Raw genomic sequence first — 26068 nt, forward strand, 5'->3', positions numbered from 1 at the left:
TCGCCCAAAATTAGCGGCCCGCTCAAAGCCTGCGGGCAAAAAAAAGCGGCAACGAAGTTTCTTCGTTGCCGCTTTTTAACGTCAGCCGGAACGGCTCGATCGCCACCGCTCCAACCGACGCCGCCTGGCGTCACGTGCCCGCAGCGCTCAATGCACGACGCGTTCGAACACCAGTTCGCCCTCTTCCACGTCGACCGGTATCACATCCTTCGGACCGAACTTGCCCGCCAGAATCAGCTTCGCGATCGGGTTCTCGATCTCCTGCTGGATCGCGCGCTTCAATGGCCGCGCACCGAACAACGGATCGTAGCCGACCTTGCCGATGTGCTCGAGCGCCCCGTCCGACACCACGAGCTGCATGTCGAGCTTCGCGAGCCGTTCGTGCAGACGCTGCAACTGGATTCGCGCGATCGACTGGATGTTCGAGCGATCGAGCGCATGGAACACGACGACGTCGTCGATCCGGTTCAGGAACTCGGGCCGGAAATGCAGCTTCACTTCTTCCCAAACCGCGTCCTTGACCGCTTCCTGCGACTCGCCGACCATCGACTGGATCACTTGCGAACCAAGGTTCGAGGTCATCACGATCACCGTGTTCTTAAAATCCACGGTACGGCCCTGGCCATCGGTCATGCGGCCGTCGTCGAGCACCTGCAGCAGCACGTTGAACACGTCCGGATGCGCCTTCTCGATTTCGTCGAGCAGGATCACGCTATACGGCTTGCGGCGCACGGCCTCGGTCAGATAACCGCCTTCCTCGTAGCCGACGTAGCCCGGCGGCGCACCGATCAGACGCGCGACGCTGTGCTTCTCCATGAACTCGCTCATGTCGATACGAATGAGGTGCTCTTCCGAATCGAACAGGAACGAAGCCAGTGCCTTGCACAGCTCGGTCTTGCCCACGCCGGTCGGCCCAAGGAACAGGAACGAGCCGTACGGACGATTCGGATCCGACAGACCCGCGCGCGAGCGGCGGATCGCATCGGCCACCGCGCTGATCGCCTCGTCCTGGCCGACCACGCGCTCGTGCAGCTTCGACTCGATCTGCAGCAGCTTTTCGCGCTCGCCCTGCATCATGCGCGACACCGGAATGCCGGTGGAACGCGAGACGACCTCGGCGATTTCTTCCGCACCGACCTGCGTGCGCAAGAGCCGCAGACGCTTCGGACTGTTCTGCTCCTCGGCTTCGGCGCGCGTGACTTCCTTCAGTTGCGCTTCGAGACCCGGCAGCTTGCCGTACTGCAATTCGGCGACCTTCTCGAGCTTGCCTTCGCGCTGCAAACGCGTGATTTCCGCCCGCGTTTTCTCGATCTCTTCTTTCAGTTGCGCACTGCCCTGCACCGCCGCTTTTTCCGCGGTCCAGATTTCTTCGAGGTCCGAATATTCGCGATCGAGCCGCTCGATTTCCTCTTCGATCAGTTGCAGACGCTTTTGCGACGCTTCGTCCTTCTCCTTCTTCACGGCTTCGCGTTCGATCTTGAGCTGGATCCGGCGGCGGTCGAGCCGATCCATCTCTTCCGGCTTCGAGTCGATTTCCATCTTGATCTTCGAGGCGGCTTCGTCGATCAGATCGATCGCCTTGTCCGGCAGGAAGCGGTCCGTGATGTAGCGATGCGACAGTTCGGCCGCCGCGACGATCGCCGGGTCGGTGATGTCGACGCCATGATGCAGCTCATAGCGCTCCTGCAGACCGCGCAGGATCGCGATGGTCGCCTCGACCGACGGTTCGTCGACGAGCACCTTCTGGAAGCGGCGCTCGAGCGCGGCATCCTTCTCGATGTACTTGCGGTATTCGTCGAGCGTCGTCGCGCCGACGCAATGCAGCTCGCCGCGCGAGAGCGCCGGCTTCAGCATGTTGCCCGCGTCCATTGCGCCTTCGGCCTTGCCGGCGCCGACCATCGTGTGAATTTCGTCGATGAAGACGATGGTCTGCCCTTCGTCCTTGGCGATGTCGTTGAGCACGGCCTTCAGGCGCTCCTCGAACTCGCCGCGATATTTAGCGCCCGCGAGCAGCGCGGCCATGTCGAGCGAGAGCACGCGCTTGTTCTTGAGCGTTTCCGGCACTTCGCCATTGACGATGCGCTGCGCGAGCCCTTCGACGATCGCGGTCTTGCCGACGCCCGGCTCGCCGATCAGCACCGGGTTGTTCTTGGTGCGGCGCTGCAGGATCTGGATCGAGCGGCGAATTTCGTCGTCGCGGCCGATCACGGGGTCGAGCTTGCCGGCGCGGGCGCGCTCGGTCAGGTCGATCGTGTATTTCTTCAGCGCTTCGCGCTGGCTTTCGGCGTCCTGGCTGTGCACCTGCGAGCCGCCGCGCACCGCGGCGATCGCGGTTTCGAGCGCCTTGCGCGACAGCCCGTGCTCGCGCGCGAGACGACCGGCTTCGCCCTTGTCGTCGGCAATCGCGAGCAGGAACATCTCGCTCGCGATGAACGTATCGTTGAGTTTCTGCGCTTCCTTGTCGGCCTGGTTCAACAGACCGGTTAGTTCGCGGCCGATCTGCACGTTGCCGTCGGTGCCCTGCACTTGCGGCAGCCGCGTGATTGCGTCGTTCAACGCGGCTTGCAACGGCTGCACGTGCACACCGGCGCGCGACAGCAGCGAGCGCGCGGAGCCGTCCTGCTGCGCGACGAGCGCGGCCAGCACGTGGACCGGTTCGATGTACTGATTGTCGTGACCAACTGCCAGACTCTGGGCGTCGGCCAGTGCTTCCTGGAATTTAGTGGTGAGTTTGTCGATTCTCATCTAGAGACCTCCAATTTCGATTACCACCAAAATGAGGCGTTTTATTGGGGTTTCAAGCGCTTTTTTGGCCTCAACCGTGACTATTTGACATTTTCGTGAAAGAACTGCCGCGATGCAGCCCCAATGTCGCGGCTGGCCGCGCTTTCAGCCCTCTCGCTCTCCGGGTCTTTTTAGTCCGTCCAACCTAGCGTTGGCCGGTTGCCGCCGCTCACCAACGCCGTCTCGGACACGTCCGGCATCCGGCCGCCGAGGCCGAGCCAGGCCGCGAGCAGCGCCTTCGGCTGCGCGACCTCGCCGATCGTATAACGATCGAGTTCCGCAAGGAAAGCGTTGCTCGCTACTTCGGGCGGCCCGCGCAGACGGGATGGCGAAGTCGTCACGCAAGGGCGATGCCCGTCCTGCCGGTCCGGCGGACAGCCGACCAGCCGCGAAATCGCTTTTTGTCGGGCGCCCCCTCATCGACGGTCAGCGGTAGCGTGGGCTTGGGGTTGCCGGGAATTGCCGCCGCGCCCTAAGATGAATGGCTGGCGGAGTCGAGCTTTGTATCGTTTTCGGTAGCAATGGTAACGTTCCCTGCTTCAATCATTCGTATGAAAAGCAGGGGGCGCGTCACAGTAACGCCCTGCTGCGCTCAGGAACCGTATTTTTCTGGAATTGGCATGAATCCGTCTTTCCCCGCCGCGCCCCCGGTCGAGCGCGCGGCCGAACCCACCGAGGCGAACATCCGCGATCTCGTCTACGGCTTTTACGATCGCGTGCGCGCCGACCCGCTACTCGGACCCGTCTTCGAAACGAAGCTCGCGGGCCGCTGGGACGATCATCTGCCCAAGATGTGCACGTTCTGGGGCTCGCTCGTGCTCGGGGCGAAGCAATATCGCGGCAACGTGCAGCAGGCGCACCAGCCGCTCGAAGGCGTCGAGCCGCAGCATTTCAGCCGCTGGCTCTACCTGTTTCTCGATACGGTCGAATCGCGCTACCAGCCGGCCGCGGCGATCCGCTTCATGGAGCCGGCGCTGCGTATCGCGCAAAGTTTGCAGTTGAGCCGCTTCGGTTGGGATTACAAGATTCCGGCAGAGCAGCAGGCGCTGCTCGAACGCGTGGCGCCGAAGCGGCATCCACGCGATGACGAGGCCGACCGTCACTCCCGACCGGCGGGCGAGCCGTTTCCAGTGCCGATTGTTGGCCGCTCGAGCGAGAACTGAGACGAATCTGGTGCGCGATGCGGTGGCACGGCGGCCGCAGTCCTCAGTCCGCAGTCCGCAGTCCGCAGTCCGCAGTCCGCAGTCCGCAGTCCGCAGTCCGCAGTCCGCAGTCCGCAGTCCGCAGTCCGCAGTCCGCAGTCTCGGACGCGCCTACTGCCCCGTTTTGTTCCCCGACTCGATGCCCCAGCGCGCCAGCGCCGCATCGTCGGTCACGCGCGCGTCGACCCAGCGCTCGCCCGCGTCGGTTTTCTCCTTCTTCCAGAACGGCGCCTCGGTCTTCAGATAGTCCATCACGAATTCGCAGGACGCAAACGCCTCGCCGCGATGTGCGGCCGTCGTCGCGACGAGCACGATCTGGTCGAGCGGATAGAGCTTGCCGACCCGATGCACGATCAGCACCTCGATGCCCGGCCAGCGCTCGCGTGCGCGCTCGACGATCGCTTCGAGCGACTTCTCCGTCATGCCCGGATAGTGTTCGAGTTCCATCGTCTCGACCGCGCTGCCTTCGTTCAGATCGCGCACGGTGCCGACGAAGCACGCGAGCGCGCCGATCTTCGGATTGCGCGCGCGCAGCGCGGCCACCTCGGCGGTGAGGTCGAAGTCTTCGGTCTGGATGCGAACGGGCATGGACGGCTCCTCTGGCTTCTTCGCCTGACGCGCGCGGGCGCGGCTCAGCCGCCCGTGACGGGCGGAAAGAACGCAACCTCGCAACCCTCGGTGATGCGGGTGCTCGCGCCGGTCATCACGTGGTTGCAGGCCATGCGCAGCGCGCGGCCTTCGGCGAGCGTGTCGGCCCAGATGCCGCCGCGCACGCGCAACCACGCGCGCACGTCGCCGACGGTTGCGATGCCGTCCGGCACGTCGACGGTTTCGTCGGAGGTGTTGAGCGCTTCACGCACGCTCGCAAAGTATCGGAGTTCAATCTTCATCGGGATGCCACCGGCCATGCCGCAGATGCGGCAGACGGCCAGCCTCAGTTCAGCAGTTCGGAAAACGGAATGAAACGCACGGTTTCGCCCGCGCTGATTGCGTGATTCGGCGGATTATCGATCAACCCGTCGCCCCACACGGTCGACGTCAGCACGGCCGAGCTTTGATTCGGAAACAGGTCGAGACCGCCCGCCGCGTTGACGCGCGCGCGCAAAAACTCGTTACGGCGATCGGCCTTGCCCTGCGTGAAGTCGGCACGCAGCGACAGCGCGCGCGGCGCGACCGCCTGCACGCCGGCGAGCCGCAACACGAACGGACGGACGAACAGCAGGAACGTCGCGAAGCTCGAAACCGGATTGCCGGGCAGGCCAATGAAGAACGTTTCGGCCGCCGAAGAAGCCGCCGCGCCCGCGGATGCCGCACCGCCCGCCCCCGCCACGCGGCGCACCGCGCCGAATGCGAGCGGCTTGCCCGGCTTCATCGCGATCTGCCACATCGACAGACGCCCCTCGGCCTCCACCGCCGGCTTCACATGATCCTCCTCGCCCACCGACACGCCACCGCACGTGAGAATCAGATCGTGCCCCTGCGCGGCTTCGCGCAATGTCGCGCGGGTCGCCTCGAGCTGGTCGGCGACAATGCCGTAGTCGGTGACTTCACAGCCGAGCTTTTCGAGCAGCCCGCGCAACGTGAAGCGATTCGAGTTGTAGATCGCGCCTGGCCTCAGCGGCTCGCCCGGCATCGTCAACTCGTCGCCGGTGAAGAACACGGCGACCTTCACGCGGCGGCGCACCTCGAGCTCAGCGCAACCGACCGATGCGGCGAGCCCCAACGCCTGAGGCGTGAGCCGCGTGCCGGCCGGCAGGATCACGGCCCCCCGGCGGATATCCGCGCCCTGCGCCGTGATCCACTCGCCCGTCTGCGGACGATGCACGATCGTGACTTCGTCGCCGGCCGCTTCGGTCTGCTCCTGCATCACGACCGCGTCCGCGCCGGGCGGCACCGTCGCGCCGGTGAAGATGCGCGCCGCGGTGCCTGACGTAAGCGGCGTCGGCGCATGACCGGCCGGAATGCGTTGCGAGACCGGCAGGCGGCTGCCGTGCGCGAGGTCGGCGATCCGGACCGCGTAGCCGTCCATCGCGCTCGTGTTCATCGGCGGGACGTCGAGCGGCGACGTGACGTCGGCGGCGAGCACGCGGTTCAGCGCGTCGAGCGTCGGAAGCGCTTGCGTGCCGTCGATCGGACGCGCGGCGTCGAGCAGGATCGCCAACGCGTCGGCAGTGGCGAGCATGGGAGCGCGGGGCGTTGATGTGGACATCTTGGGTCTCGAAGCCGCAGGTTAAAAGAACATTGTAGCGGCCGATGCCGCCAGCCTGGGCGGCCCGGCGTTATGAAACGATTTACCCAAGCATTTATCCGCTCACTCACCCCTTTATTCGCCCCTTTATTCGCCCCTTTATTCGCCCACTTATTCCCCGGTATTCGCGACGATGAAGTCCTTCACCCGCTGCGCGTCGGCCGGCACGACTTCGAAGCGCTGCGGCAGCGACTCGATCCCCGAGAACGCGGCCGGCCGCTCCGGCTCGCGCAGCAGCGCCTCGCGGATCGTCTCGCCGAACTTGATGGGCTGCGCGGTCTCGAGCACGATCATCGGAACGCCCGGCTGCAGATGCTCGCGCGCGACCTTCACGCCGTCGGCCGTGTGCGTGTCGATCATCGTGTCGTAACGCTCGAACACGTCGCGGATCGTGTCCACGCGCGTGCCGTGGTTGCTGCTGCCCGACACGAAACCGAACGCCTTCACGCGTGCGAAGTCCCCGCTCGCAGCGAGGTCGAAACCGCCCTTCTCCTCGACGTCGCGGAACAGTTGCAGCACGCGCGACGGATCCCGGCCGAGCAGATCGAACACGAAGCGCTCGAAGTTCGACGCCTTCGAGATATCCATGCTCGGGCTGCTCGTGTGATACGTCTCGGCCGCCTTGCGCACGCGATAGATGCCGGTGCGGAAGAACTCGTCGAGCACGTCGTTCTCGTTGGTCGCGACGACGAGCTTTTCGATCGGCAGCCCCATCATGCGCGCGATGTGACCCGCGCAGACGTTGCCGAAATTGCCCGACGGCACCGTGAACGATACGCGCTCGTCATTCGACTTCGTCGCGGCAAAGTAGCCCTTGAAGTAGTAGACGACCTGCGCGACGACACGCGCCCAGTTGATCGAGTTGACCGTGCCGATCTTGTACTTCGCCTTGAACGCGTGATCGTTCGACACCGCCTTGACGATGTCCTGCGCGTCGTCGAACACGCCTTCCACCGCGAGGTTGAAGATATTCGGGTCTTGCAGGCTGTACATCTGCGCGGTCTGGAACGCGCTCATCTTTTTGTACGGCGACAGCATGAACACGCGGATGCCCTTCTTGCCGCGCATCGCGTATTCGGCGGCGCTGCCGGTGTCGCCGGAAGTCGCGCCGAGGATGTTCAGCGTTTCGCCGTGCCTCGCGAGCGCGTACTCGAACAGGTTGCCGATCAGCTGCATCGCCATGTCCTTGAACGCGAGCGTCGGCCCGTTCGACAGTTCGAGCAGCGAGAGCGGCGCGCCGTTCTCGACGCCGAGCGTCTTGAGCGGCGTGATCTGCGCGGCGCTTTCGTCGTCGCGCACGTTGCAGTAAGTCTCGGCCGTGTAGGTCTTGCGCGTGAGCGCGCGCAGATCGTCGGCGGGAATGTCGTCGCTGAATTTCGACAGGATCTCGAACGCGAGGTCCGCGTACGGCAGCGTGCGCCAGCGCGTCAGTTCGTCCGCGGTGACGCGCGGATACTCGGCCGGCAGGTACAGGCCGCCGTCTTTCGCGAGACCGCCGAGCAGGATGTCGGAGAAGGTATGGCGCTCGCCGGCTCCGGCGCCGCGCGTGGAGAGGTAGTTCATAGTTCGGCCTAGTTCAGCGCTTCCATGCGCAGCTTCGTGACTTGCGAGACGACGGTCTCGAGCGCTTCGATCGACTGGATCGCCGCGTTGACCTGCTTCTCGACCGTCTCATGCGTAATCAGGATGATGTCGGTTTCGCCCTTGCCGTTCGCATCGACATGCTCCGACTCCTTTTGCAGCAGCGCGTCGATCGAGATGCCGGTGTCGGCGAGGATGCGCGTGATGTCGGCGAGCACGCCGGTCACGTCCGCGACGCGCAGGCGCAGGTAGTAGCCGCTCGTCACTTCCTCGATCGGCAGGATCGGCGTGTTCGACAGGCTGTCCGGCTGGAACGCGAGATGCGGCACGCGGTGCTCCGGGTCGGCCGTGTGCAGGCGCGTCACGTCGACCAGATCCGCCACCACGGCGGAGGCCGTCGGCTCCGCGCCCGCGCCCTTGCCGTAGTAGAGCGTCGTGCCGACCGCGTCGCCATGCACGACGACCGCGTTCATCGCGCCTTCCACGTTCGCGAGCAGGCGCTTTTCCGGAATCAGCGTGGGATGCACGCGCAGCTCGATGCCCTTCTCCGTACGGCGCGCAATGCCGAGCAGCTTGATGCGGTAGCCGAGTTCCCCAGCGTATTTGATGTCGATCGCCGCCAGCTTGCTGATGCCTTCGACGTACGCGCGGTCGAACTGCACCGGCACGCCGAACGCGATCGCGCTCATGATCGTCGCCTTGTGCGCGGCGTCCACGCCTTCGATGTCGAAGGTCGGGTCGGCTTCCGCGTAACCCAGCTCCTGCGCGGCCGCGAGCGCGGTCGCGAAATCGAGCCCGCGATCGCGCATCTCCGAGAGGATGTAGTTCGTCGTGCCGTTGATGATGCCCGCGATGTACTGGATGCGGTTGGCCGTGAGCCCTTCGCGCAACGCCTTGATGATCGGAATGCCGCCGGCCACCGCCGCCTCGAACGCAACCATCACGCCGTTCGCGCGCGCCGCCTCGAAAATCTCGGTGCCGTGCACCGCGAGCAGCGCCTTGTTGGCCGTGACCACATGCTTGCCGTTCCTGATCGCGCGCAGCACCAGGTCGCGCGCAATGCCCGTGCCGCCGATCATTTCCGCGACGATCGCGATCGAAGGATCGTCGACCACCGCGTTGAAGTCATCGGTCAGCGCCACGCTGCCAGCCTCGCCGCCGAGCGCCGCAGTCGCCTTCGCGGGGTTGCGCACCGCAATGCGCGCAATCTCGATGCCGCGGCCCGCGCGGCGTTTGATTTCTTCCTGATTGCGGCGCAGTACCGTGAAGGTGCCGCTGCCTACCGTGCCGAAGCCCAGCAGTCCAACTTTGATCGGTTCCATGCAGCCTGTGTGTCGAGTAGGTGATTAAGGGTAACTTGGTCGGGCGGCGGCGCGCCGTGCGCCACCCGCCCAGTATGCGCGAGGCGGGCTTACGCCGTATGACGCTTGCGGTAGCCGTCGAGAAAGCGCGCGATGCGGTTGATCGAATCCGCGAGATCGTCCACGTTCGGCAGGAACACGACGCGGAAGTGGTCCGGCGTTTTCCAGTTGAAGCCGGTGCCCTGCACGAGCAGCACGCGCTCTTCGAGCAGCAGGTCGAGAATGAACTGCTGGTCGTTCTGGATCGGATACACCTTCGGGTCGAGACGCGGGAACATGTACAGCGCCGCCTCGGGCTTCACACAGCTCACGCCGGGGATCGCCGTGAGCATCTCGTAGGCGAGCTCGCGCTGCTTATAGAGGCGTCCGCCCGGCACGATCAGGTCGTTGATGCTCTGATAGCCGCCGAGCGCGGTCTGGATCGCGTACTGGCCCGGCACGTTCGGGCACAGCCGCATCGACGCGAGGATGCCGAGCCCCTCGAGGTAGTCCTTCGCGCTGCGGCGGTTCTCGCCGGTCAGGCCCGAGATCGCCATCCAGCCCGCGCGGTAGCCGCACGAGCGGTAGCTCTTCGAGAGGCTGTTGAACGTGACCGTGAGCACGTCCTCGGAGAGCGAGGCCATGGCCGTGTGGGTCTTGCCGTCGTAGACGATCTTGTCGTAGACCTCGTCGGCGAAGATCACGAGGCCGTGCTGGCGCGCAATCTCGATCAGGCCGAGCAGCAGTTCGTCCGAATACAGCGCGCCGGTCGGGTTGTTCGGGTTGATGACGACGAGCGCGCGCGTATTCGGCGTGATCTTCGCGCGGATGTCGTCGAGATCGGGCATCCAGCGGTTCGATTCGTCGCAGATGTAGTGCACCGGCGTGCCGCCCGCGAGGCTCACGCCGGCGGTCCACAGCGGATAGTCCGGCGCGGGCAGCAGCACTTCGTCGCCGTCGTTGAGCAGGCCCTGCAGCGCCATCACGATCAGTTCCGATGCGCCGTTGCCGATGTAGATGTCGTCGAGCTCGACGCCATGCACGCCCTTTTGCTGCGTGTAGTGCATGATCGCCTTGCGCGCCGAGAACACGCCCTTCGAATCGGAGTACCCGGACGAGTTGGGCAGGTTGAGGATCATGTCCTGAATGATCTCGTCCGGCGCCTCGAAGCCGAACGGGGCGAGATTGCCGATGTTCAGCTTGATGATGCGGTGGCCCTCTTCTTCGAGCTGCTTCGCATGTTCGAGGACGGGCCCGCGAATGTCGTAGCAGACATTCAGCAATTTGTTGGATTTGAGAATCGGTTTCACGGCGGGCACTTCATCCTGGTTGATGACTTGGTGATGGCTTGGGCAAACGGGCCCGGCTGACGGCGCCGGCGACGGCCGCCAGCCGCGGATTGGTCGATCTTTCGGGCCGACAAAAAACGAAGCGGACGAACGGAAAAGCGCGGAAAAGCACGGCGAAAGCGCGTGATGCCAACGCAGGCAGCCGGTGAGCTACACGATGTTCGCCGCACGATGTTCAACCGCAGCTTGTGGCGGCACTTGAGCAAGGGGCGCCGCAGGGCGGCTAAAAAGTTATAATTTAGCGGATTTTGGCCGACTTCCGCAATGCACCAACCGCAACGGCAAGCCTTTTCGGCCCCCTCGTGCCTCACGTGCGTCGAACCGCGCCGCCTGCGCCGCGTCCGGTCAGGCCGGCAACAGGCACGATGTTTCACGACGACTTCGGAAAACCAATTTGAAATTACATCAGGATTCCAGCGGCGCCCTGAACACCGTCACCGGCTACGGCGCCGACTACGTCGAAATCAATCTGGTGCGTCATTCGGGCAGCATTCTCGTGCTGCCGGACGCGCCGGTCATTGCCTGGCCCGTCTCGTCCTTCGAGCAGCTGAGCGCCGAGCACTTCGCGATGCTGATCGAAGCAGCGCCCGAGGTGGTCGTGTTCGGCAGCGGCGAGAAGCTGCGCTTCCCGCATCCGCGCCTGACCGCCGCGCTCGCCGCAAAACGCATCGGCGTGGAAACCATGGACTTCAAGGCCGCCTGCCGCACCTACAACATTCTGATGGCCGAGGGCCGCAAGGTCGCGGCCGCATTGCTGATCGAAGCCTAGCCGGCGCGACCGGTCGCCATGTCCAGAACAACAACGCCGCGCCGCGTCGCGCGGCGCCGCCAGAAAGGTTGAAATTCATGAACGATACGCCGTCGAGGCTACCGCTCAATCGCACCACGATCCTGCTGCTGGTGCTGGCTCTCGCCGTGATCTGGTTCGTGCCGCTCGGCTGGCGGCATCTGCTGCCGAGCGACGAAGGCCGCTACGCCGAAATGGCGCGCGAGATGTTCGTCACCGGCGACTGGATCACGCCGCGCTACAACGGCTACAAATATTTCGAGAAGCCGCCGCTGCAAACCTGGGCGAACGCCCTCACGTTCGCGTGGTTCGGCATCGGCGAATGGCAGGCGCGGCTCTACACCGCGCTGACGGGCTTCGCCGGCGTGCTGCTGATCGGCTTCACCGGCGCGCGCGTGTTCAATGCGGCCACCGGCGTGTTCGCGGCGCTCGTGCTCGCCTGCTCGCCGTACTGGAACCTGATGGGCCACTTCAACACGCTCGACATGGGCCTGTCGTTCTGGATGGCGCTCACGCTGTGCGCGCTGCTGCTCGCGCAGCGCCCCAACCTGCCGACCTCGTGCGTGCGCGGCTGGATGTGGGTGTGCTGGGCGTCGATGGCGCTGGCGGTGCTCTCCAAGGGCCTGGTCGGCCTGATCCTGCCGGGCGCGGTGCTCGTGCTCTACACGCTGATCGCGCGCGACTGGGCGCTCTGGAAGCGCCTGCATCTGGTGAGCGGCCTGATCGTCTTTTTCGCGATCGTGACACCGTGGTTCGTGCTCGTGCAGGACCGCAATCCGGAATTCCTGAACTTTTTCTTCATCGTCCAGCAGTTCGAGCGCTACCTGACACCGGAGCAGAACCGGCCGGGCCCGTTCTACTACTTCGTGCCGGTGCTGCTGGTGGGCTTCCTGCCGTGGCTGTCGGTCACGCTGCAAAGCGTGCGCCACGCGTGGCGCCAGCCGCGCCAGCCGAACGGCTTCGCGCCGGTCACGCTGATGCTCACGTGGATCGTCTTCATCTTCCTGTTCTTCAGCGCGTCGCACTCGAAGCTGCTGTCCTACACGCTGCCGATCGCGCCGCCCATCGCGATGCTGATCGGCATGTACCTGCCGCTCGTCACACGCGATCAACTGCGCCGCCATCTGGCGGGCTATGCGCTCTTTCTCGTGGTCGCCGCGTTCGTCGCGCTGTTCCTGCCGCGCTTCGGCACCGCGCGCAATCCGGCCGAGCTATACGCCGCGTTCCGCACGTGGGTGCTCGCCGCGCTCGCGGTCGCGTTCGGGCTGACGCTCTTCGCGCTGTGGCTGAACCGCCGCGGCGAGAGCGGCGGAGGCAGCCACGCCCGCGTCGGCCTCGGGGCCGTCGCCGCGTTCGGCGCGGGGTGGCTGCTGCTCGGCACGATCGCGGGCACCGGCCACGACGTGTTCGGGCGCCTCAGCTCCGGCGCGCCGCTCGCGCCCGCGATCCGCGCGCAGCTCGCGAAGCTGCCGGCCGATACGCCGTTCTACTCGGTCGGCGTGCTCGACCACACGCTGCCGTTCTATATCGGCCACACGATGATCATGGTCGAGCATCCGGACGAACTCGCGTTCGGCGTGTCCGTCGAGCCGCAGAAATGGGTGCCCACCGTCGATGCCTGGATCGAGCGCTGGAAGGCCGAGCGCTATGCGCTCGCGCTGCTTCCGCCACCGACCTACGACCGGCTTCTCAAGCAGGGCCTGCCGATGCAGGTGATCGCGCGCGATTCGCGCCGCGTGGTGGTAATGAAGCCGCTCCCGGCCGCTGATGCGGCCACCTCGGCCGGCCAGGCCGGCGCGGCTGACGCGCCGGCAACGCTGGCCGCGCCCGCCACGGCCGCGTCGCCAGCCATGCCCACCGCGCCGGAGTCCGCGGCGGCGGCGCCATCCGCGGCAAAACCGCAGCCATGACCTTCCCTCAGAACCGGAACGTTCGATGAACCCGATTTCCCTCTTCTGCATCCTCGCCGGCGTGACGCTGAACGCCGGCGCGCAGCTGCTGCTCAAGGCCGGCACGAATGCCGTTGGACACTTCGAATTCACCCGTGCGAACATCCTGCCCATCGGTTTCAGGCTCGCGACCCAGCCGCCGATCATCGGCGGGCTCGCGTGCTACGTAATCAGCGTGGCGGTGTGGATCATCGGCCTGTCGCGCGTGGACGTGTCGATCGCCTATCCGATGCTCTCGCTCGGCTACGTCGTCAACGCGTTCGCCGCGTGGTATCTGTTCGGCGAAGTGATGTCTGTGCAGAAGCTGGTCGGGATCGGCATCATCCTCGTCGGTGTGGTCGTGCTCGCGCGCAGCTAGGCGCGAGCCCCCGGCAACAGCTTGCCGGACGCGCTTTATGACCGTCCATTGCCCGCGCGGGCCCGGGCCGGACGCACCCGGCCCGGGCATTTCGCAGGAACCCGAGCGGCGCACGAGCCGCCTAAGCGAGACGTAAGGTTGACCGCGGTATGCTGTGCGGTTACGGTTTTTCCAGCCGCAACCTTGGGTCTGTGCGTAGTTTGTGGTTTACTTCGCGCCCTTCGGGCCGCGCCCCTTTCAATCGAGCGATGCATTCATGAGCCAATCAACAGCCCCGTTTTTGCCGTTTGTCAAACCCGAGATCGATGAGGAAACGATTCAGGGCGTCGTCGAGGTGCTGCGCTCCGGCTGGATCACCACCGGCCCGCAGAACCAGAAGTTCGAGGCCGCGCTCTCCGAATTCTGCGGCGGCCGTCCGGTGCGCACCTTCAACTCCGGCACGGCGACGCTCGAAATCGGGCTGCGCATCGCCGGCGTGGGCCCCGGCGACGAAGTCATCACGACGCCGGCAACGTGGGTCTCGACGAGCAACGTGATCCTCGAAACCGGCGCGACGCCCGTCTTCGCCGACATCGACCCGGTCACCCGCAACATCGACCTCGATCTGCTCGAAAAAGCGATCACGCCGCGTACCAAGGCGCTGCTGCCGGTCTATCTGTCCGGCCTGCCGGTCGACATGGACCGCCTCTACGCGATCGCCCGCGCCCACCAGCTGCGCGTGATCGAGGATGCCGCGCAGGCGTTCGGCTCGACCTGGAACGGCGAGCGCATCGGCAAGCTCGGCGACATCGTGTCGTTCAGCTTCCATGCGAACAAGAATCTGACCTCGATCGAAGGCGGCGCGCTCGTGCTCAACAACGAGGAAGAAGCGGTGCTCGCCCAGAAGTACCGGCTGCAGGGCATCACGCGCACCGGCTTCGACGGCATGGACTGCGACGTGCTCGGCGGCAAGTACAACCTGACGGACGTCGCGGCGCGCGTCGGCCTCGGCCAGATGCCGCATCTCGAGCGCTTCCTTGCGCAGCGCAAAAAACTCGTGCGCGCGTACTTCGCGGGCTTCGAGGGCGGCGCGGCGGTGAAGCTCGGCGTCGGCCTGCCGTTCGCGGACTTCAAAAACAGCAACTGGCACATGTTCCAGATCACGCTGCCGCTCGAGAAGCTCTCCATCGACCGCGCCGGTTTCATGGGCCAGTTGAAGGGGCGCGGCATCGGCTCGGGCGTGCATTACCCGGCGCTCCACCTGTTCTCGCTGTACCGCGAGCGCGGCTTCAGGGAAGGCATGTTCCCGCACGCGGAGCGCTTCGGCGCCAGCACCGTCACACTGCCGCTCTTCACGCTCATGAACGAGGGCGACGTGGAGCGCGTGTGCCGCGCGGTCAACGAAATTTGCGAACAATACGGAAAATAAGCGGACATGACTTATTCGGAATATCGCGCCGTCGCACCGGAAGTGTCGATCATCATTCCGGTGTACAACGAGGAGGCTGGACTGGCGGCGCTCTTCGCGCGCCTCTATCCGGCGCTCGACGCGCTCGGCACCCGTTATGAAGTGATCTTCATCAACGACGGCAGCCGCGACAAATCCCCCGCGCTGCTCGCCGAACAGTTCCGCGTGCGGCCCGACACGACGCGCGTGATCCTCCTGAACGGCAACTACGGCCAGCACATGGCGATTCTCGCGGGCTTCGAGCAATCGCGCGGCGACATCGTCATCACGCTCGACGCCGACCTGCAGAATCCGCCCGAGGAAATCGCCAAGCTCGTCACGAAGATGCGCGAGGGCTACGACTACGTCGGCACGATCCGTATGCAACGCCAGGACAGCCTGTGGCGCCGCAAGGCCTCGCGCGCGATGAACCATCTGCGCGAGCGCATCACGCGCATCAAGATGACCGACCAGGGCTGCATGCTGCGCGCGTACAGCCGCCACATCGTCGATACGATCAACCGCTGCGGCGAGATCAACACGTTCATTCCGGCGCTCGCGTACACGTTCGCGCAGAACCCGGTCGAGATCGAGGTCGCGCACGAAGAGCGTTTCGCAGGCGAATCGAAGTACTCGCTGTATTCGCTGATCCGCCTCAATTTCGACCTCGTGACCGGCTTTTCGGTGGTGCCGCTGCAATGGCTGTCGTTCATCGGCGTGATCCTGTCGCTCGGCTCCGCGGCGCTGTTCGTGCTGCTGCTGATTCGCCGCTTCATCATCGGCGCGGAAGTGCAAGGTGTGTTCACGCTGTTCGCGATCACGTTCTTCCTGCTCGGCGTCATCATCTTCGCGCTCGGCCTGCTCGGCGAATACATCGGCCGGATCTATCAGCAGGTGCGCGCGCGGCCGCGCTACCTCGTGCAGACCATTCTCGAGGAGCGCGACGGCGCGACCGTGACCGGAACGCCGCGTCAGAGCGTCGTGCAGGGCGTGCAGCCCGCGCCGCTCGCCGATCAGGGGCGCAATCCATGAAGCCGCGCGCCGTCGTATTCGCGTATCACAACGTCGGCGTGCGCTGCCTGCAGGTGCTGCTCGCGCGCGGCGTCGAGGTGGCGCTCGTCGTCACGCACGAGGACAACCCGAGCGAGAACATCTGGTTCGGCAGCGTGGCGTCGGTAGCGGCCGAGCACGGCATTCCGGTTCTCACGCCGGCCGATCCGAAAAGCCCGGAGCTGCGCGCCGCGGTGAGCGCCGCGCGGCCGGACTTCATCTTCTCGTTCTACTACCGCCACATGCTGCCGGTCGACCTGCTCGCGCTGGCCGCACGGGGCGCTTACAACATGCACGGCTCGCTGCTGCCGAAATACCGCGGCCGCGTGCCGACCAACTGGGCGGTGCTCCACGGCGAGACCGAAACCGGCGCGACGCTGCACGAAATGGCGGCGAAGCCCGACGCGGGCGCGATCATCGCGCAGACACCGGTGCCGATCCTGCCCGACGACACCGCCGCGCAAGTGTTCGACAAGGTCACGGTCGCAGCCGAGCAGACGCTCTGGCGCGTGCTGCCGGCGCTGCTCGCGGGCGAGGCGCCGCATCTGCCGAACGATCTCGCGCACGGCAGCTACTACGGCGGGCGCAAACCGGAAGACGGCCGCATCGACTGGAACCAGTCCGCGCAGCAGGTCTACAACCTGATCCGCGCAGTCGCGCCGCCCTATCCGGGCGCGTTCACCGACCTCAACGGCCAGCGTTTCATCGTCGCGCGAGCCCGGCTCGCGGCGCCCGGCGCGCTGCGCTCGGATTTGCCGCCGGGCCTGCACGTAAGCGATAATGCCGTTTTCGCGATCTGCGGCGACGGCCGCGCGATCACCATCCACGAATTGCGGCATCAGCACGACGGCGGCGAGACTGTCGTCAGTCCGGCGAAATTCGCCCAGCTCATCCAAACTCATTCATGAAAAAAGTCCTGATTCTGGGTGTGAACGGCTTCATCGGCCATCACCTGTCCAAGCGCATTCTCGAAACCACCGACTGGGAAGTGTTCGGGATGGACATGCAGACCGAACGTCTGGGCGACCTCCTCAATCATGAGCGGATGCACTTCTTCGAAGGCGACATCACGATTAACAAGGAATGGGTCGAATATCACGTCAAGAAGTGCGATGTGATCCTGCCGCTCGTCGCGATCGCCACGCCTGCCACTTACGTGAAGCAGCCTCTGCGCGTGTTCGAACTCGACTTCGAGGCGAACCTGCCGATCGTGCGTTCGGCCGTCAAGTACGGCAAGCACCTCGTGTTCCCGTCGACCTCCGAGGTCTACGGCATGTGCACGGACGAGCAGTTCGATCCGGAAGAATCGGTGCTGTCGTACGGCCCGATCAACAAGCCGCGCTGGATCTACGCGTGCTCGAAGCAGCTCATGGACCGCGTGATCTGGGGCTACGGCATGGAAGGCCTGAACTTCACGCTGTTCCGCCCGTTCAACTGGATCGGCCCGGGGCTCGACTCGATCTACACGCCGAAGGAAGGCAGCTCGCGCGTGGTCACGCAGTTCCTCGGCCACATCGTGCGCGGCGAGAACATCAGCCTCGTCGACGGCGGCGCGCAAAAACGCGCGTTCACGGACATCGACGACGGCATCAGCGCGCTGATGAAGATCATCGCGAACAAGGACGGCGTCGCCACGGGCAAGATCTACAACATCGGCAACCCGACCAACAATTTCTCAGTGCGCGAACTCGCGCACAAGATGCTCGCGCTTGCCGCCGAATTCCCCGAATACGCGGAAACGGCCAAGCGTGTGCAACTCGTCGAGACGTCGTCGGGTGCGTACTACGGCAACGGCTACCAGGACGTGCAGAACCGCGTGCCGAAGATCGACAACACGATGCAGGAACTCAACTGGACGCCCACGTCGACCTTCGACGAAGCGCTGCGCAAGATTTTCGAGGCGTATCGCGGCCACGTCGCGGAAGCCCGCGCGCTCGTCGAACAGTAATAAGGCTCGTCCTTGGCTCGTATCGTCCTGAAGATCGACGTCGACACGCTGCGCGGCACCCGCGAAGGCGTGCCGAATCTCGCCCGCATCTTCGACCGCTTCAAGGCGCGCGCCACGTTCCTCTTCAGCCTCGGGCCCGACCACACCGGCTGGGCGATGCGCCGCGTGCTGCGGCCGGGCTTTCTCAAGAAGGTGTCGCGCACCTCGGTGGTCGAGCATTACGGCGTGAAGCAATTGATGTACGGCGTGCTGCTGCCCGGCCCCGACATCGGCGCGAAGGCCGCCGCCGAGATGCGCGCGATCCACGAAGCCGGCTTCGAGTGCGGTATTCATACGTGGGACCACGTGTACTGGCAGGACAATGTGCGCTCGAAAGATCGCGCGTGGACCGCCGCGCAGATGCAGAAAAGCCACGACCGTTTCGTCGAGGTGTTCGGCGCGCCGCCCGTCACGCACGGCGCGGCGGGCTGGCAGATGAACGGCCACGCGTTCGAGCAGATCGACGCGTGGGGCATGCGCTACGCGTCCGATGGCCGCGGCCACTCGCCGTATCTGCCGGTGGTCGGCGGCAAAACGCTCATGCATGTGCAAATGCCGACCACGCTGCCCACGCTCGACGAAGTGCTCGGCGTCGACGGTGTCGATATTCACAACGTCGCCGCGTGGATGCTCAAACACACCGCAAACAATCCGCACGACCAGGTGTTCACGCTGCACGCGGAACTCGAAGGACAGAAGCTCGCACCGGTTTTCGAGCAACTGCTCGAGGGCTGGCGCACTCAGGGTCACACGTTCGCGACGATGGGCGATTACTACGCCACGCTGGACCGCAGCACGCTGCCATCGTACCCTGTTACGTGGGGCGAAATTCCAGGGCGCTCTGGCGAGCTGATCGTCCAGCCCTGAGCGGCCGAAACGCGGCGCGGAAGTCATCGGAAAGCACGCTGCCTGCTGCCGGGCCTGACGCTCGGGCAACCGCGGGGCAACTGCGGGGCAACCACGGGGCAACCGCGCGGTAACGGCGGGCAACCGTGAATAGCTGCGCGGCAAGCTCCCGCAACCGCATGGCAGCCGCATAGGGGCCTTCCGCGTACCGTCCACGCGCCGCCCGTTTCCCCGCACAACCAGAACCTCGACGACAGACCGGCCGACGCCGCGGCAGCAAGCCGGTGGCGGCCATAACAACCGGAGAACCTCGTGTCCATTGCAGTCGACCAACCCATCCCCGACTTTACCGCCCCCGCGACCGGCGGCGAGATCACGCTGTCAAAGCTGCGGGGCAAGAAGGTGGTGCTGTATTTCTATCCGAAGGACAACACGCCGGGCTGCACGACCGAAGGTCTGCAATTCCGCGACCTGTACCCCAAGTTCAAGAAGGCTGGGGCGGAGGTGATCGGCGTGTCGCGCGACAGCCTGCGCTCGCATGACAATTTCAAGGCCAAGCTCGAACTGCCCTTCCCGCTGATTTCGGACGCGGAAGAAACGCTGTGTTCGCTCTTCGGCGTCATTAAAATGAAGAAAATGTATGGCAAAGAGGTACGGGGAATCGAACGCTCCACGTTCCTCATCGACGCCGGCGGCGTGCTGCGTCAGGAGTGGCGCGGCGTGAAGGTGCCGGGCCACGTCGACGACATTCTGGAGGCTGTACAAGCGCTGTGAGGCGCGTTATATTGGGTTGCAATGAGTGCCTGTCCACCCCACATTTTCCTTCGCTGCGCCAGACCTGACGGCCGCCTTACCGGATCGACCGGAGCCGTTCGGATCGTGAGGCGCAACGCGAGCATCGTAGTCGAGCCGCCTGCCCCGAATGCCGGGGCGGCGGCTTTTTTAATTGCGCGCGACCGTTCGTTCACTGGGCTGCGCGCTTTAGTCAAGGAGCCTATCGAAGACCAGGCGAACCGGCATCTCTAGACTGAATGCGCGTCGCCTCGCGCAAACTGGGCGCCCCATGAGGGCACCGACAGAATGCGACGGGCGGCGCACGATATGTGACCCGATCAATTCGAGGGAAACCATGCCTTTGCCTACTCCCCCCAGCAAGCTCGGCAATCTTTTGTCGCCTGAAGAATACAAGGCCAAAGCCGTCACGCCCGCGCGCTCCGCCGCGAAAAAACAGGCGCATGAAGGGGAATCCGCAGAGTCGGCCGATTACGGCCGCGCCAACGTCGCCACGCCGATGGCGCACGCCGCCAATGCCGCTACCACGCTGCGGCCCGTGCCGGCCTCCGCGACACCTGCCGCTGCGCAGCCCACCCCGGCGCGCAACCGCAAATCGAAACAGACCGCGGCGTTGTTGCAGCCGGTTCCGGCTGCACATCCGCAAACCGCGGCCGGTGCGGCCGAGGCCGAGCCGGTCGTCGCCCGTGCGCCGAGCGCAAGGCAGCCCGCGGCCGACGCCACTGCTGCCGCACCCGTGCCCACCGCAGGCGGCACGCGCAAGAAACGCGGCTCGGCCGCTGCGCCGCTCGAGATGCAGAAACTCTTCGTGCTCGACACGAACGTGCTGATGCACGATCCAAGCTGCCTGTTCCGTTTCGAGGAACACGACGTCTATCTGCCGATGATGACGTTGGAAGAACTCGACAACCACAAGAAAGGCATGTCGGAAGTCGCGCGCAACGCTCGCCAGGTGAGCCGCACGCTCGACGCGCTCGTCGCGAACGCCGGCAACATGGCCGACGGCATTTCGCTCGCGCGTCTCGGCAGCCGCGAAGCGTCCGGGCGCCTGTTCTTCCAGACGCGCCTCACCGCGATCGAGCCGGTGGAAGGCCTGCCGGAAGGCAAGGCCGACAACCAGATCCTCGGCGTCGTGCGCGCGTTGCAGCGCGACCGTGCGGATCGCCAGGTCGTGCTGGTGTCGAAAGACATCAACATGCGCATCAAGGCGCACGCGCTCGGCCTGCCCGCCGAAGACTACTTCAACGACCAGGTGCTCGAAGACAGCGACCTGCTCTATTCGGGCATCCGCGCGCTGCCGCAGGATTTCTGGACGAAGCACGCGAAGGGCATGGAAAGCTGGCAGGACACGAAGACCGGCACGACCTACTACCGGGTCACGGGTCCGCTGTGCGCGTCGATGCTCGTCAACGAGTTCGTCTATCTCGAGCCGCAGAACGGCGAGCCCACGTTCCATGCGCTCGTGCGCGAGATCAACGGCAAAACGGCGCTGCTGCAGACGCTGCGCGACTACGGCCACCACAAGAACAACGTGTGGGGCATCACGGCACGCAACCGCGAGCAGAATTTCGCGCTGAATCTGCTGATGAATCCGGAAATCGACTTCGTCACGCTGCTCGGCCAGGCAGGCACCGGCAAGACGCTCGTCGCGCTCGCGGCCGGCCTCGCGCAGGTGCTCGACGACAAGCGCTACAACGAGATCATCGTGACGCGCGCGACGGTGCCGGTCGGCGAGGACATCGGCTTTCTGCCGGGCACCGAAGAGGAAAAAATGCAGCCGTGGATGGGCGCATTCGACGACAACCTCGAAGTGCTGCAGAAAACCGACGACGCAGCCGGCGAATGGGGCCGCGCCGCGACCCAGGAACTGATCCGCTCGCGCCTGAAGATCAAGAGCATGAACTTCATGCGCGGCCGCACGTTCGTGGACAAGTATCTGATCATCGACGAGGCGCAGAACCTCACGCCGAAGCAGATGAAAACGCTCGTCACGCGCGCGGGTCCGGGCACGAAGATCATCTGCCTCGGCAATATCGCGCAGATCGATACGCCTTACCTCACCGAAGGCAGTTCGGGACTGACTTACGTGGTCGACCGCTTCAAGGGCTGGGCGCATAGCGGACACGTGACGCTCGCGCGCGGCGAGCGCTCGCGCCTCGCCGACTACGCGTCGGAAATTCTTTAAGCGTCCGTTCAATCTTTAGCACCGCAAGCCGCGTCCGGATCGTTCCGGACGCGGTTTTTTATTGCCCGCGCGTTCCGCCCGGGCAACACTTAGCGCGTGAACTTCAAGTAATTTATCAACAATTCTTGCCGCAGCCATGTTCGGCGGGCTACCATCGCGTCATTCAGTCAGTAAACGGGCGTTTACCCGCCCGCCCTCGTCTTCATGCGCCGACTCGCGTTCTCGCTGCTGACCGTGCTGCTGCTCGCTGCTTGCGCCGGCGCGCCGCAGAAGACGTCGCGCGGCTCCGGCGGGGTCGTCGTGGCGAACGGCGCGTATCGTGCGCCGCCGCCCGGCTTCCCTCACTTTGTCGATCACAGCATCGGCCGCGAGGAAATTTCGATTCAGGCGATGAGTCTCGTCGGCGTTCCATACCGCTGGGGCGGCAATACGCCCGATAGCGGCTTCGATTGCAGCGGCTTCGTGCGCTACGTCGTGCTGCGCGCCGCGTCGGTGAACCTGCCACGCACGACGGCCGAAATGAGCGGGCGCGGTGAATCGATCGAACCGGACGAAATCGCGCCCGGCGATCTGATCTTTTTCAACACGACGGGGCGCGCGCATTCGCACGTCGGCATCTACGTGGGCAAGCTGCGCTTCGTCAATGCGCCGTCGACGGGCGGCACGGTGCGGCTCGACTATCTGACCAATCCTTACTGGGCGAAGCGCTTCGACGGTATCCGCCGGATGGCCGGCCCGGCCGCGACGCCGGCGCCGTTCGATACGCCGAGCTATCAGGCTGCGGCACCGCAGGAGCGCGGCGCGGCGGTTGCGGCAACATCAGCTTATGCGGGTGCAACAGCGGCAACGGGTGCGGCGTCTCCTGACGTGAAGGCCACGGCTCAGGTGCCTGCTCAGGTGCCAGCTCAAGCGCCGGTTTATGCGGGCGGTCCGTCCCCGCAAGCTGCGCGCATTGAAACGGCGGCACGCGCACCCTCGATGACGGCAGCCCAACCGGGCGTGGTCTCGACCGCAACGACCGGCGCCGCTGGCACCCCCACCGCGCAAGCCGACCCGTTCGAGCCGCCACCGCCGGGCCTGAGCGCCGCGCAGTTGCAAGCGCGCTCCGCGGGCGCGGTGGCGCCGGCCGTGGTGCCGGCGGCTCAGGCAAGCGCGTATGACATCAGTGCGCCGTCACCCGTGCAATCCGCGCCACCAGCGGCAACCGCCCGCGCCACCTCGCCAACCGCGCCCGACTCGATCGACGCCGCCGCCGATGCATTCGAGCCACCGCCTTCCGCTTCGGTCGCCGAGCGCCAGGCCCAGCAGGCGCAACGTGCCGAAGCAGGTGGCAGTGCCCAGATCATGCGCGCGTCGACAGCCTCGCGCGGCATCCCCGCGCCTACCCAGACCAGCGACGATCCGATCGCGCGCTTCGCGAACGGCAACTAGTGAGGCGCTCGCGTCCGGCAGCAAGGTCCCGCGCGCAGGCGGATCCCGGCGAATTCGCGGTGACGAAAGTCCGCGTGCGCGCCGCGAAAAACCGTCGTCAAATACAGCGATCCCACCGATCTGCTATCGTCATCGATATTCTTCTGACGGCGGGTGGCGACGATGGAACTCGGGCTGAAAGACAAGGTGGTGTTGATCACTGGCGGCAGCAAAGGGATCGGGTTCGCCTGCGCGCGGGCGTTCGCGCAGGAAGGCGCGAAAGTCGCGATCGTGTCGCGCGATCCCGCCAATCTCGCGCGCGCCTACGAGCAGTTGAAGCAGGAAGGACTGCATGTGCATCGCACGCGCGCCGATCTGCACGAGCCGCATAGCGCCGCGGATATCGTCGAGGAAGTCAGCACCGCCGTGGGTCCGATCGACGTGCTGATCAACAGCGCCGGCGCGGCGCGCCGATACGACCCGGAAATGCTCGACGCCGACGCGTTCCGCTCGACGATGGAAGCGAAATATTTCCCCTACATCTATCCGCAGCAGGAAGTGCTGCGCCGCATGGCCGAGCGTGCGAAAGCCGGCAACGGCGCGACGCCCGGCACGATCGTCAACATCATCGGCATGGGCGGCAAGATTGCGAGCGACATCCATATCGCGGGCGGCGCGGCGAACGCGGCGCTGATGCTCGCGACCGTCGGCCTCGCGCACTACTACGCGCGCTATGGCATTCGCATCAACGCGATCAATCCGGGCTCGACGTTGACCGAACGCGTCGAGGAAGCGGTCAAGCTCGAGGCGACGCGCCAGGGCATCGGCAATGAAGAGGCACTCGCACACGGCGAGGCAAAAGTGCCGCTCGGCCGCTTTGCCAAACCGGAGGAAATCGCCGACGTCGCGCTGTTCCTCGCGAGCCACCGCGCGAGTTATGTGACGGGTGCGATCATCCCGATGGACGGCGCGAGCGCGCCGCTGATCTGAGAGAGGCTGGCAGGATGACGCGCGGCGGCCGGGGCAGCGGCTAAAGCCCGCGCCAGTCATCTAGCGCAGGCCCGCATCGCAAAGAGCTACAGGGAGAGAACTACAGGAAGCGGTGGCCGAGCCACCAGGCGGCGCCGGAGAGCACTGCGGAGGCTGGAATCGTCAGAATCCACGCCCAGACGATGTTGCCGGCCACGCCCCAGCGCACCGCGCTCAGCTTCTGCGTTGCGCCGACACCAACGATCGCGCCGGTAATCGTATGCGTCGTGGAGACGGGAATGCCAAGCCACGACGCGGTAAACAGCGTGATCGCACCGCCCGATTCCGCGCAGAAGCCACCGACTGGCTTGAGCTTGGTGATCTTCTGACCCATCGTGCGCACGATCCGCCAGCCGCCGAACAGCGTGCCGAGTCCCATCGACAGATAGCAGCCGCCGATTACCCACAACGGCGGCGCGGCCGCATTCAGCGACGCAAAACCGGTTGCGATCAGCAGCATCCAGATGATGCCGATGGTTTTCTGCGCGTCGTTGCCGCCGTGGCCGAGGCTGTACAGGCCCGCCGACAGCAGTTGCAGGCGGCGGAAACGCCGGTCGACCTTGCTCGGCGGCGTGCGGAAATAAAGCCACGACACCACCAGCATGAAAAACGAGCCGAGCACGAAGCCGAGCAGCGGCGAAATGAAGATGAACGCAACCGTCTTCATGAGACCGTCCCAGTTCAGCGAGCCCCAGCCCGACTTGGCGAGCGCCGCGCCCACGAGCCCGCCGATCAGCGCGTGCGACGAGCTCGATGGAATGCCGTAATGCCACGTGATGATGTTCCAGCCGATCGCGCCGACCAGCGCACCGAAAATCACGTAGTGGTCGACGATGGCCGGATCGATCGTGCCTTTGCCGACCGTCGCGGCCACTTTGAGGTGGAACACGAAATACGCGATGACGTTGAACGCCGCCGCGAACGCCACCGCCTGCTGCGGCTTCAGCACGCCGGTCGACACGACCGTGGCGATCGAATTCGCCGCGTCGTGAAAACCGTTCATGAAGTCGAAAATGAGCGCGACGGCGACCAGGCCGGTAACGACCCAGATAGCGAGTTGTATCGATTGCATTATGCGTTTTCCAGCACGATGCCTTCGATGATGTTCGCTACATCCTCACACTTGTCCGTGATCGTTTCGAGCAGCTCGTAAATCGCTTTCAGCTTGATCAGAACCTTGACGTCGTCTTCTTCGCGGAACAGCTTCGACATGGCCGAACGCAGCACGCGGTCGGCTTCCGATTCCAGACGGTCGATTTCCTCGCACGCCTTGAGGATCTGGCTCGCCTGCTTCATGTCCGAGAGCAGGCCCACGGCGAACTGCACGCGCTCCGAAGTCGCGGTGCAGATATGCGCGAGCTGGCTCGCCTCGGAGGTGACCGCTTGCACGTCGTACAGTGAAATGGCGGTGGCGACGTCCTCCATGAGGTCGAGGATGTCGTCCATCGTCGTGATCAGCTTGTGGATCTCGTCGCGGTCGAGCGGCGTGATGAAGGTCTTGTGCAGCAGGTCGATGGCTTCGTGCGTGAGCTTGTCGGCGGCCTTTTCGGCCTTCTGCACGTTTTGTTTGTGGGTTTCCGCGTCTTGCAGATTGTCGATCAGCAGCTCGAGTTCGCGGCTCGCCGAGACGATGCACGTTGCGTGCGAATTGAAGATTTCAAAGAACTTGCCCTCGGTGGGCATGAATCGACCGAACATTGGGATCCCGAAAATTGGTCATGTAATGGCTGACATAAAACCGCCAC

At 65.0% G+C, this 26068-nt stretch carries 23 protein-coding genes; 13 read left to right on the forward strand and 10 right to left on the reverse strand.

The features are described from left to right. Positions 1–147: 147 nt before the first annotated feature. Entirely contained in the window at positions 148–2745 is a 2598-nt protein-coding gene (clpB, locus tag B9Z01_RS07145) for an ATP-dependent chaperone ClpB (protein WP_085481544.1), read from the reverse strand. A 170-nt stretch (positions 2746–2915) separates the two neighbouring features. Next, positions 2916–3125 (reverse strand): hypothetical protein, encoded by a 210-nt coding sequence (locus B9Z01_RS36105; RefSeq protein WP_085481545.1) that lies wholly within the window; start codon positions 3123–3125, stop codon positions 2916–2918. A 279-nt stretch (positions 3126–3404) separates the two neighbouring features. On the opposite strand from B9Z01_RS36105, the gene B9Z01_RS07155 reads away from it, so the two are divergent. Beyond that, the gene (locus tag B9Z01_RS07155; RefSeq protein ID WP_085481546.1) at positions 3405–3947 is read left to right on the forward strand and encodes a group III truncated hemoglobin; all 543 of its coding nucleotides are present in this window, start codon (positions 3405–3407) and stop codon (positions 3945–3947) included. Positions 3948–4097: 150 nt separating this feature from the next. Here the strand turns inward: B9Z01_RS07155 and B9Z01_RS07160 are convergent, their stop codons facing one another. The 6 genes from B9Z01_RS07160 to B9Z01_RS07185 form a co-directional block, all read right to left on the reverse strand. Then, a complete protein-coding gene (locus B9Z01_RS07160) occupies positions 4098–4574 on the reverse strand; it encodes a molybdenum cofactor biosynthesis protein MoaE (RefSeq protein WP_085481547.1) in 477 nt (158 codons plus the stop codon). 44 nt (positions 4575–4618) lie between these two features. Continuing rightward, positions 4619–4876: a molybdopterin converting factor subunit 1 gene (moaD, locus tag B9Z01_RS07165; protein ID WP_085482059.1), complete on the reverse strand. Its 258-nt coding sequence runs from the start codon at positions 4874–4876 to the stop codon at positions 4619–4621. A gap of 44 nt (positions 4877–4920) precedes the next feature. Beyond that, entirely contained in the window at positions 4921–6168 is a 1248-nt protein-coding gene (locus tag B9Z01_RS07170) for a molybdopterin molybdotransferase MoeA (RefSeq protein WP_085481548.1), read from the reverse strand. Between the two features lie 177 nt (positions 6169–6345). Continuing rightward, entirely contained in the window at positions 6346–7797 is a 1452-nt protein-coding gene (gene thrC / locus B9Z01_RS07175) for a threonine synthase (protein ID WP_085481549.1), read from the reverse strand. A gap of 8 nt (positions 7798–7805) precedes the next feature. Further along, positions 7806–9137 carry a homoserine dehydrogenase gene (locus tag B9Z01_RS07180; protein ID WP_085481550.1) on the reverse strand — a complete coding sequence of 444 codons (1332 nt, stop codon included), beginning with the start codon at positions 9135–9137 and terminating at the stop codon, positions 7806–7808. Positions 9138–9226: 89 nt separating this feature from the next. After that, a complete protein-coding gene (locus tag B9Z01_RS07185) occupies positions 9227–10474 on the reverse strand; it encodes a pyridoxal phosphate-dependent aminotransferase (protein WP_085481551.1) in 1248 nt (415 codons plus the stop codon). Between the two features lie 424 nt (positions 10475–10898). On the opposite strand from B9Z01_RS07185, the gene B9Z01_RS07190 reads away from it, so the two are divergent. The 12 genes from B9Z01_RS07190 to B9Z01_RS07245 all read left to right on the forward strand — a co-directional run bounded on the left by B9Z01_RS07190 (position 10899) and on the right by B9Z01_RS07245 (position 24284). Then, positions 10899–11273, forward strand: coding sequence for an Mth938-like domain-containing protein (locus tag B9Z01_RS07190; RefSeq protein ID WP_085481552.1), 375 nt, complete (start codon positions 10899–10901; stop codon positions 11271–11273). 77 nt (positions 11274–11350) lie between these two features. Then, positions 11351–13201 carry an ArnT family glycosyltransferase gene (locus B9Z01_RS07195; protein ID WP_085481553.1) on the forward strand — a complete coding sequence of 617 codons (1851 nt, stop codon included), beginning with the start codon at positions 11351–11353 and terminating at the stop codon, positions 13199–13201. A gap of 25 nt (positions 13202–13226) precedes the next feature. After that, a complete protein-coding gene (locus tag B9Z01_RS07200; RefSeq protein ID WP_085481554.1) occupies positions 13227–13598 on the forward strand; it encodes an SMR family transporter in 372 nt (123 codons plus the stop codon). 256 nt (positions 13599–13854) lie between these two features. Then, the gene (locus tag B9Z01_RS07205; RefSeq protein WP_085481555.1) at positions 13855–15006 is read left to right on the forward strand and encodes a DegT/DnrJ/EryC1/StrS family aminotransferase; all 1152 of its coding nucleotides are present in this window, start codon (positions 13855–13857) and stop codon (positions 15004–15006) included. Between the two features lie 6 nt (positions 15007–15012). Continuing rightward, positions 15013–16056, forward strand: a complete 1044-nt coding sequence (locus B9Z01_RS07210; RefSeq protein ID WP_085481556.1) for a glycosyltransferase — start codon at positions 15013–15015, stop codon at positions 16054–16056. Further along, positions 16053–16982, forward strand: coding sequence for a formyltransferase (locus B9Z01_RS07215; RefSeq protein ID WP_085481557.1), 930 nt, complete (start codon positions 16053–16055; stop codon positions 16980–16982). Before B9Z01_RS07210 ends, B9Z01_RS07215 begins: the two co-directional genes overlap by 4 nt. Then, positions 16979–18022, forward strand: coding sequence for a bifunctional UDP-4-keto-pentose/UDP-xylose synthase (locus B9Z01_RS07220; RefSeq protein ID WP_085481558.1), 1044 nt, complete (start codon positions 16979–16981; stop codon positions 18020–18022). The genes B9Z01_RS07215 and B9Z01_RS07220 overlap by 4 nt, the downstream gene beginning before the upstream one ends. 12 nt (positions 18023–18034) lie before the next feature. After that, complete coding sequence (locus B9Z01_RS07225) at positions 18035–18928, forward strand: polysaccharide deacetylase family protein (RefSeq protein ID WP_085481559.1); 894 nt, start codon at positions 18035–18037, stop codon at positions 18926–18928. 291 nt (positions 18929–19219) lie between these two features. Beyond that, on the forward strand, positions 19220–19681 hold the full coding sequence (locus B9Z01_RS07230; protein WP_085481560.1) for a peroxiredoxin: 462 nt from the start codon (positions 19220–19222) through the stop codon (positions 19679–19681). A gap of 355 nt (positions 19682–20036) precedes the next feature. After that, a complete protein-coding gene (locus B9Z01_RS07235) occupies positions 20037–21884 on the forward strand; it encodes a PhoH family protein (RefSeq protein WP_085481561.1) in 1848 nt (615 codons plus the stop codon). Positions 21885–22088: 204 nt separating this feature from the next. Further along, on the forward strand, positions 22089–23315 hold the full coding sequence (locus B9Z01_RS07240) for a C40 family peptidase (protein WP_085481562.1): 1227 nt from the start codon (positions 22089–22091) through the stop codon (positions 23313–23315). A 162-nt stretch (positions 23316–23477) separates the two neighbouring features. Beyond that, a complete protein-coding gene (locus B9Z01_RS07245) occupies positions 23478–24284 on the forward strand; it encodes an SDR family oxidoreductase (RefSeq protein ID WP_085481563.1) in 807 nt (268 codons plus the stop codon). Positions 24285–24384: 100 nt separating this feature from the next. On the opposite strand, the gene B9Z01_RS07250 is transcribed toward B9Z01_RS07245, so the two are convergent. Beyond that, positions 24385–25395 (reverse strand): inorganic phosphate transporter, encoded by a 1011-nt coding sequence (locus B9Z01_RS07250; RefSeq protein ID WP_085481564.1) that lies wholly within the window; start codon positions 25393–25395, stop codon positions 24385–24387. Then, complete coding sequence (locus tag B9Z01_RS07255; RefSeq protein WP_085481565.1) at positions 25395–26021, reverse strand: DUF47 domain-containing protein; 627 nt, start codon at positions 26019–26021, stop codon at positions 25395–25397. Before B9Z01_RS07255 ends, B9Z01_RS07250 begins: the two co-directional genes overlap by 1 nt. Positions 26022–26068 lie beyond the last annotated feature (47 nt).

This window comes from Paraburkholderia susongensis (assembly GCF_900177725.1).
In the GTDB taxonomy this organism is placed as follows: Bacteria; Pseudomonadota; Gammaproteobacteria; order Burkholderiales; family Burkholderiaceae; genus Paraburkholderia; species Paraburkholderia susongensis.

Coding starts and splice junctions, on each gene's coding strand:
- B9Z01_RS07235 (WP_085481561.1), top strand. CDS start 20,037: ATGCCTTTGCCTACTCCCCCCAGCAAGCTCGGCAATCTTTTGTCGCCT.
- B9Z01_RS07210 (WP_085481556.1), top strand. CDS start 15,013: ATGACTTATTCGGAATATCGCGCCGTCGCACCGGAAGTGTCGATCATC.
- B9Z01_RS07155 (WP_085481546.1), top strand. CDS start 3,405: ATGAATCCGTCTTTCCCCGCCGCGCCCCCGGTCGAGCGCGCGGCCGAA.
- clpB (WP_085481544.1), bottom strand. CDS start 2,745: ATGAGAATCGACAAACTCACCACTAAATTCCAGGAAGCACTGGCCGAC.
- B9Z01_RS07220 (WP_085481558.1), top strand. CDS start 16,979: ATGAAAAAAGTCCTGATTCTGGGTGTGAACGGCTTCATCGGCCATCAC.
- B9Z01_RS07170 (WP_085481548.1), bottom strand. CDS start 6,168: ATGCTCGCCACTGCCGACGCGTTGGCGATCCTGCTCGACGCCGCGCGT.
- B9Z01_RS07200 (WP_085481554.1), top strand. CDS start 13,227: ATGAACCCGATTTCCCTCTTCTGCATCCTCGCCGGCGTGACGCTGAAC.
- B9Z01_RS07240 (WP_085481562.1), top strand. CDS start 22,089: ATGCGCCGACTCGCGTTCTCGCTGCTGACCGTGCTGCTGCTCGCTGCT.
- B9Z01_RS07160 (WP_085481547.1), bottom strand. CDS start 4,574: ATGCCCGTTCGCATCCAGACCGAAGACTTCGACCTCACCGCCGAGGTG.
- B9Z01_RS07205 (WP_085481555.1), top strand. CDS start 13,855: ATGAGCCAATCAACAGCCCCGTTTTTGCCGTTTGTCAAACCCGAGATC.
- thrC (WP_085481549.1), bottom strand. CDS start 7,797: ATGAACTACCTCTCCACGCGCGGCGCCGGAGCCGGCGAGCGCCATACC.
- B9Z01_RS07250 (WP_085481564.1), bottom strand. CDS start 25,395: ATGCAATCGATACAACTCGCTATCTGGGTCGTTACCGGCCTGGTCGCC.
- moaD (WP_085482059.1), bottom strand. CDS start 4,876: ATGAAGATTGAACTCCGATACTTTGCGAGCGTGCGTGAAGCGCTCAAC.
- B9Z01_RS07245 (WP_085481563.1), top strand. CDS start 23,478: ATGGAACTCGGGCTGAAAGACAAGGTGGTGTTGATCACTGGCGGCAGC.
- B9Z01_RS07255 (WP_085481565.1), bottom strand. CDS start 26,021: ATGTTCGGTCGATTCATGCCCACCGAGGGCAAGTTCTTTGAAATCTTC.
- B9Z01_RS07215 (WP_085481557.1), top strand. CDS start 16,053: ATGAAGCCGCGCGCCGTCGTATTCGCGTATCACAACGTCGGCGTGCGC.
- B9Z01_RS07195 (WP_085481553.1), top strand. CDS start 11,351: ATGAACGATACGCCGTCGAGGCTACCGCTCAATCGCACCACGATCCTG.
- B9Z01_RS07180 (WP_085481550.1), bottom strand. CDS start 9,137: ATGGAACCGATCAAAGTTGGACTGCTGGGCTTCGGCACGGTAGGCAGC.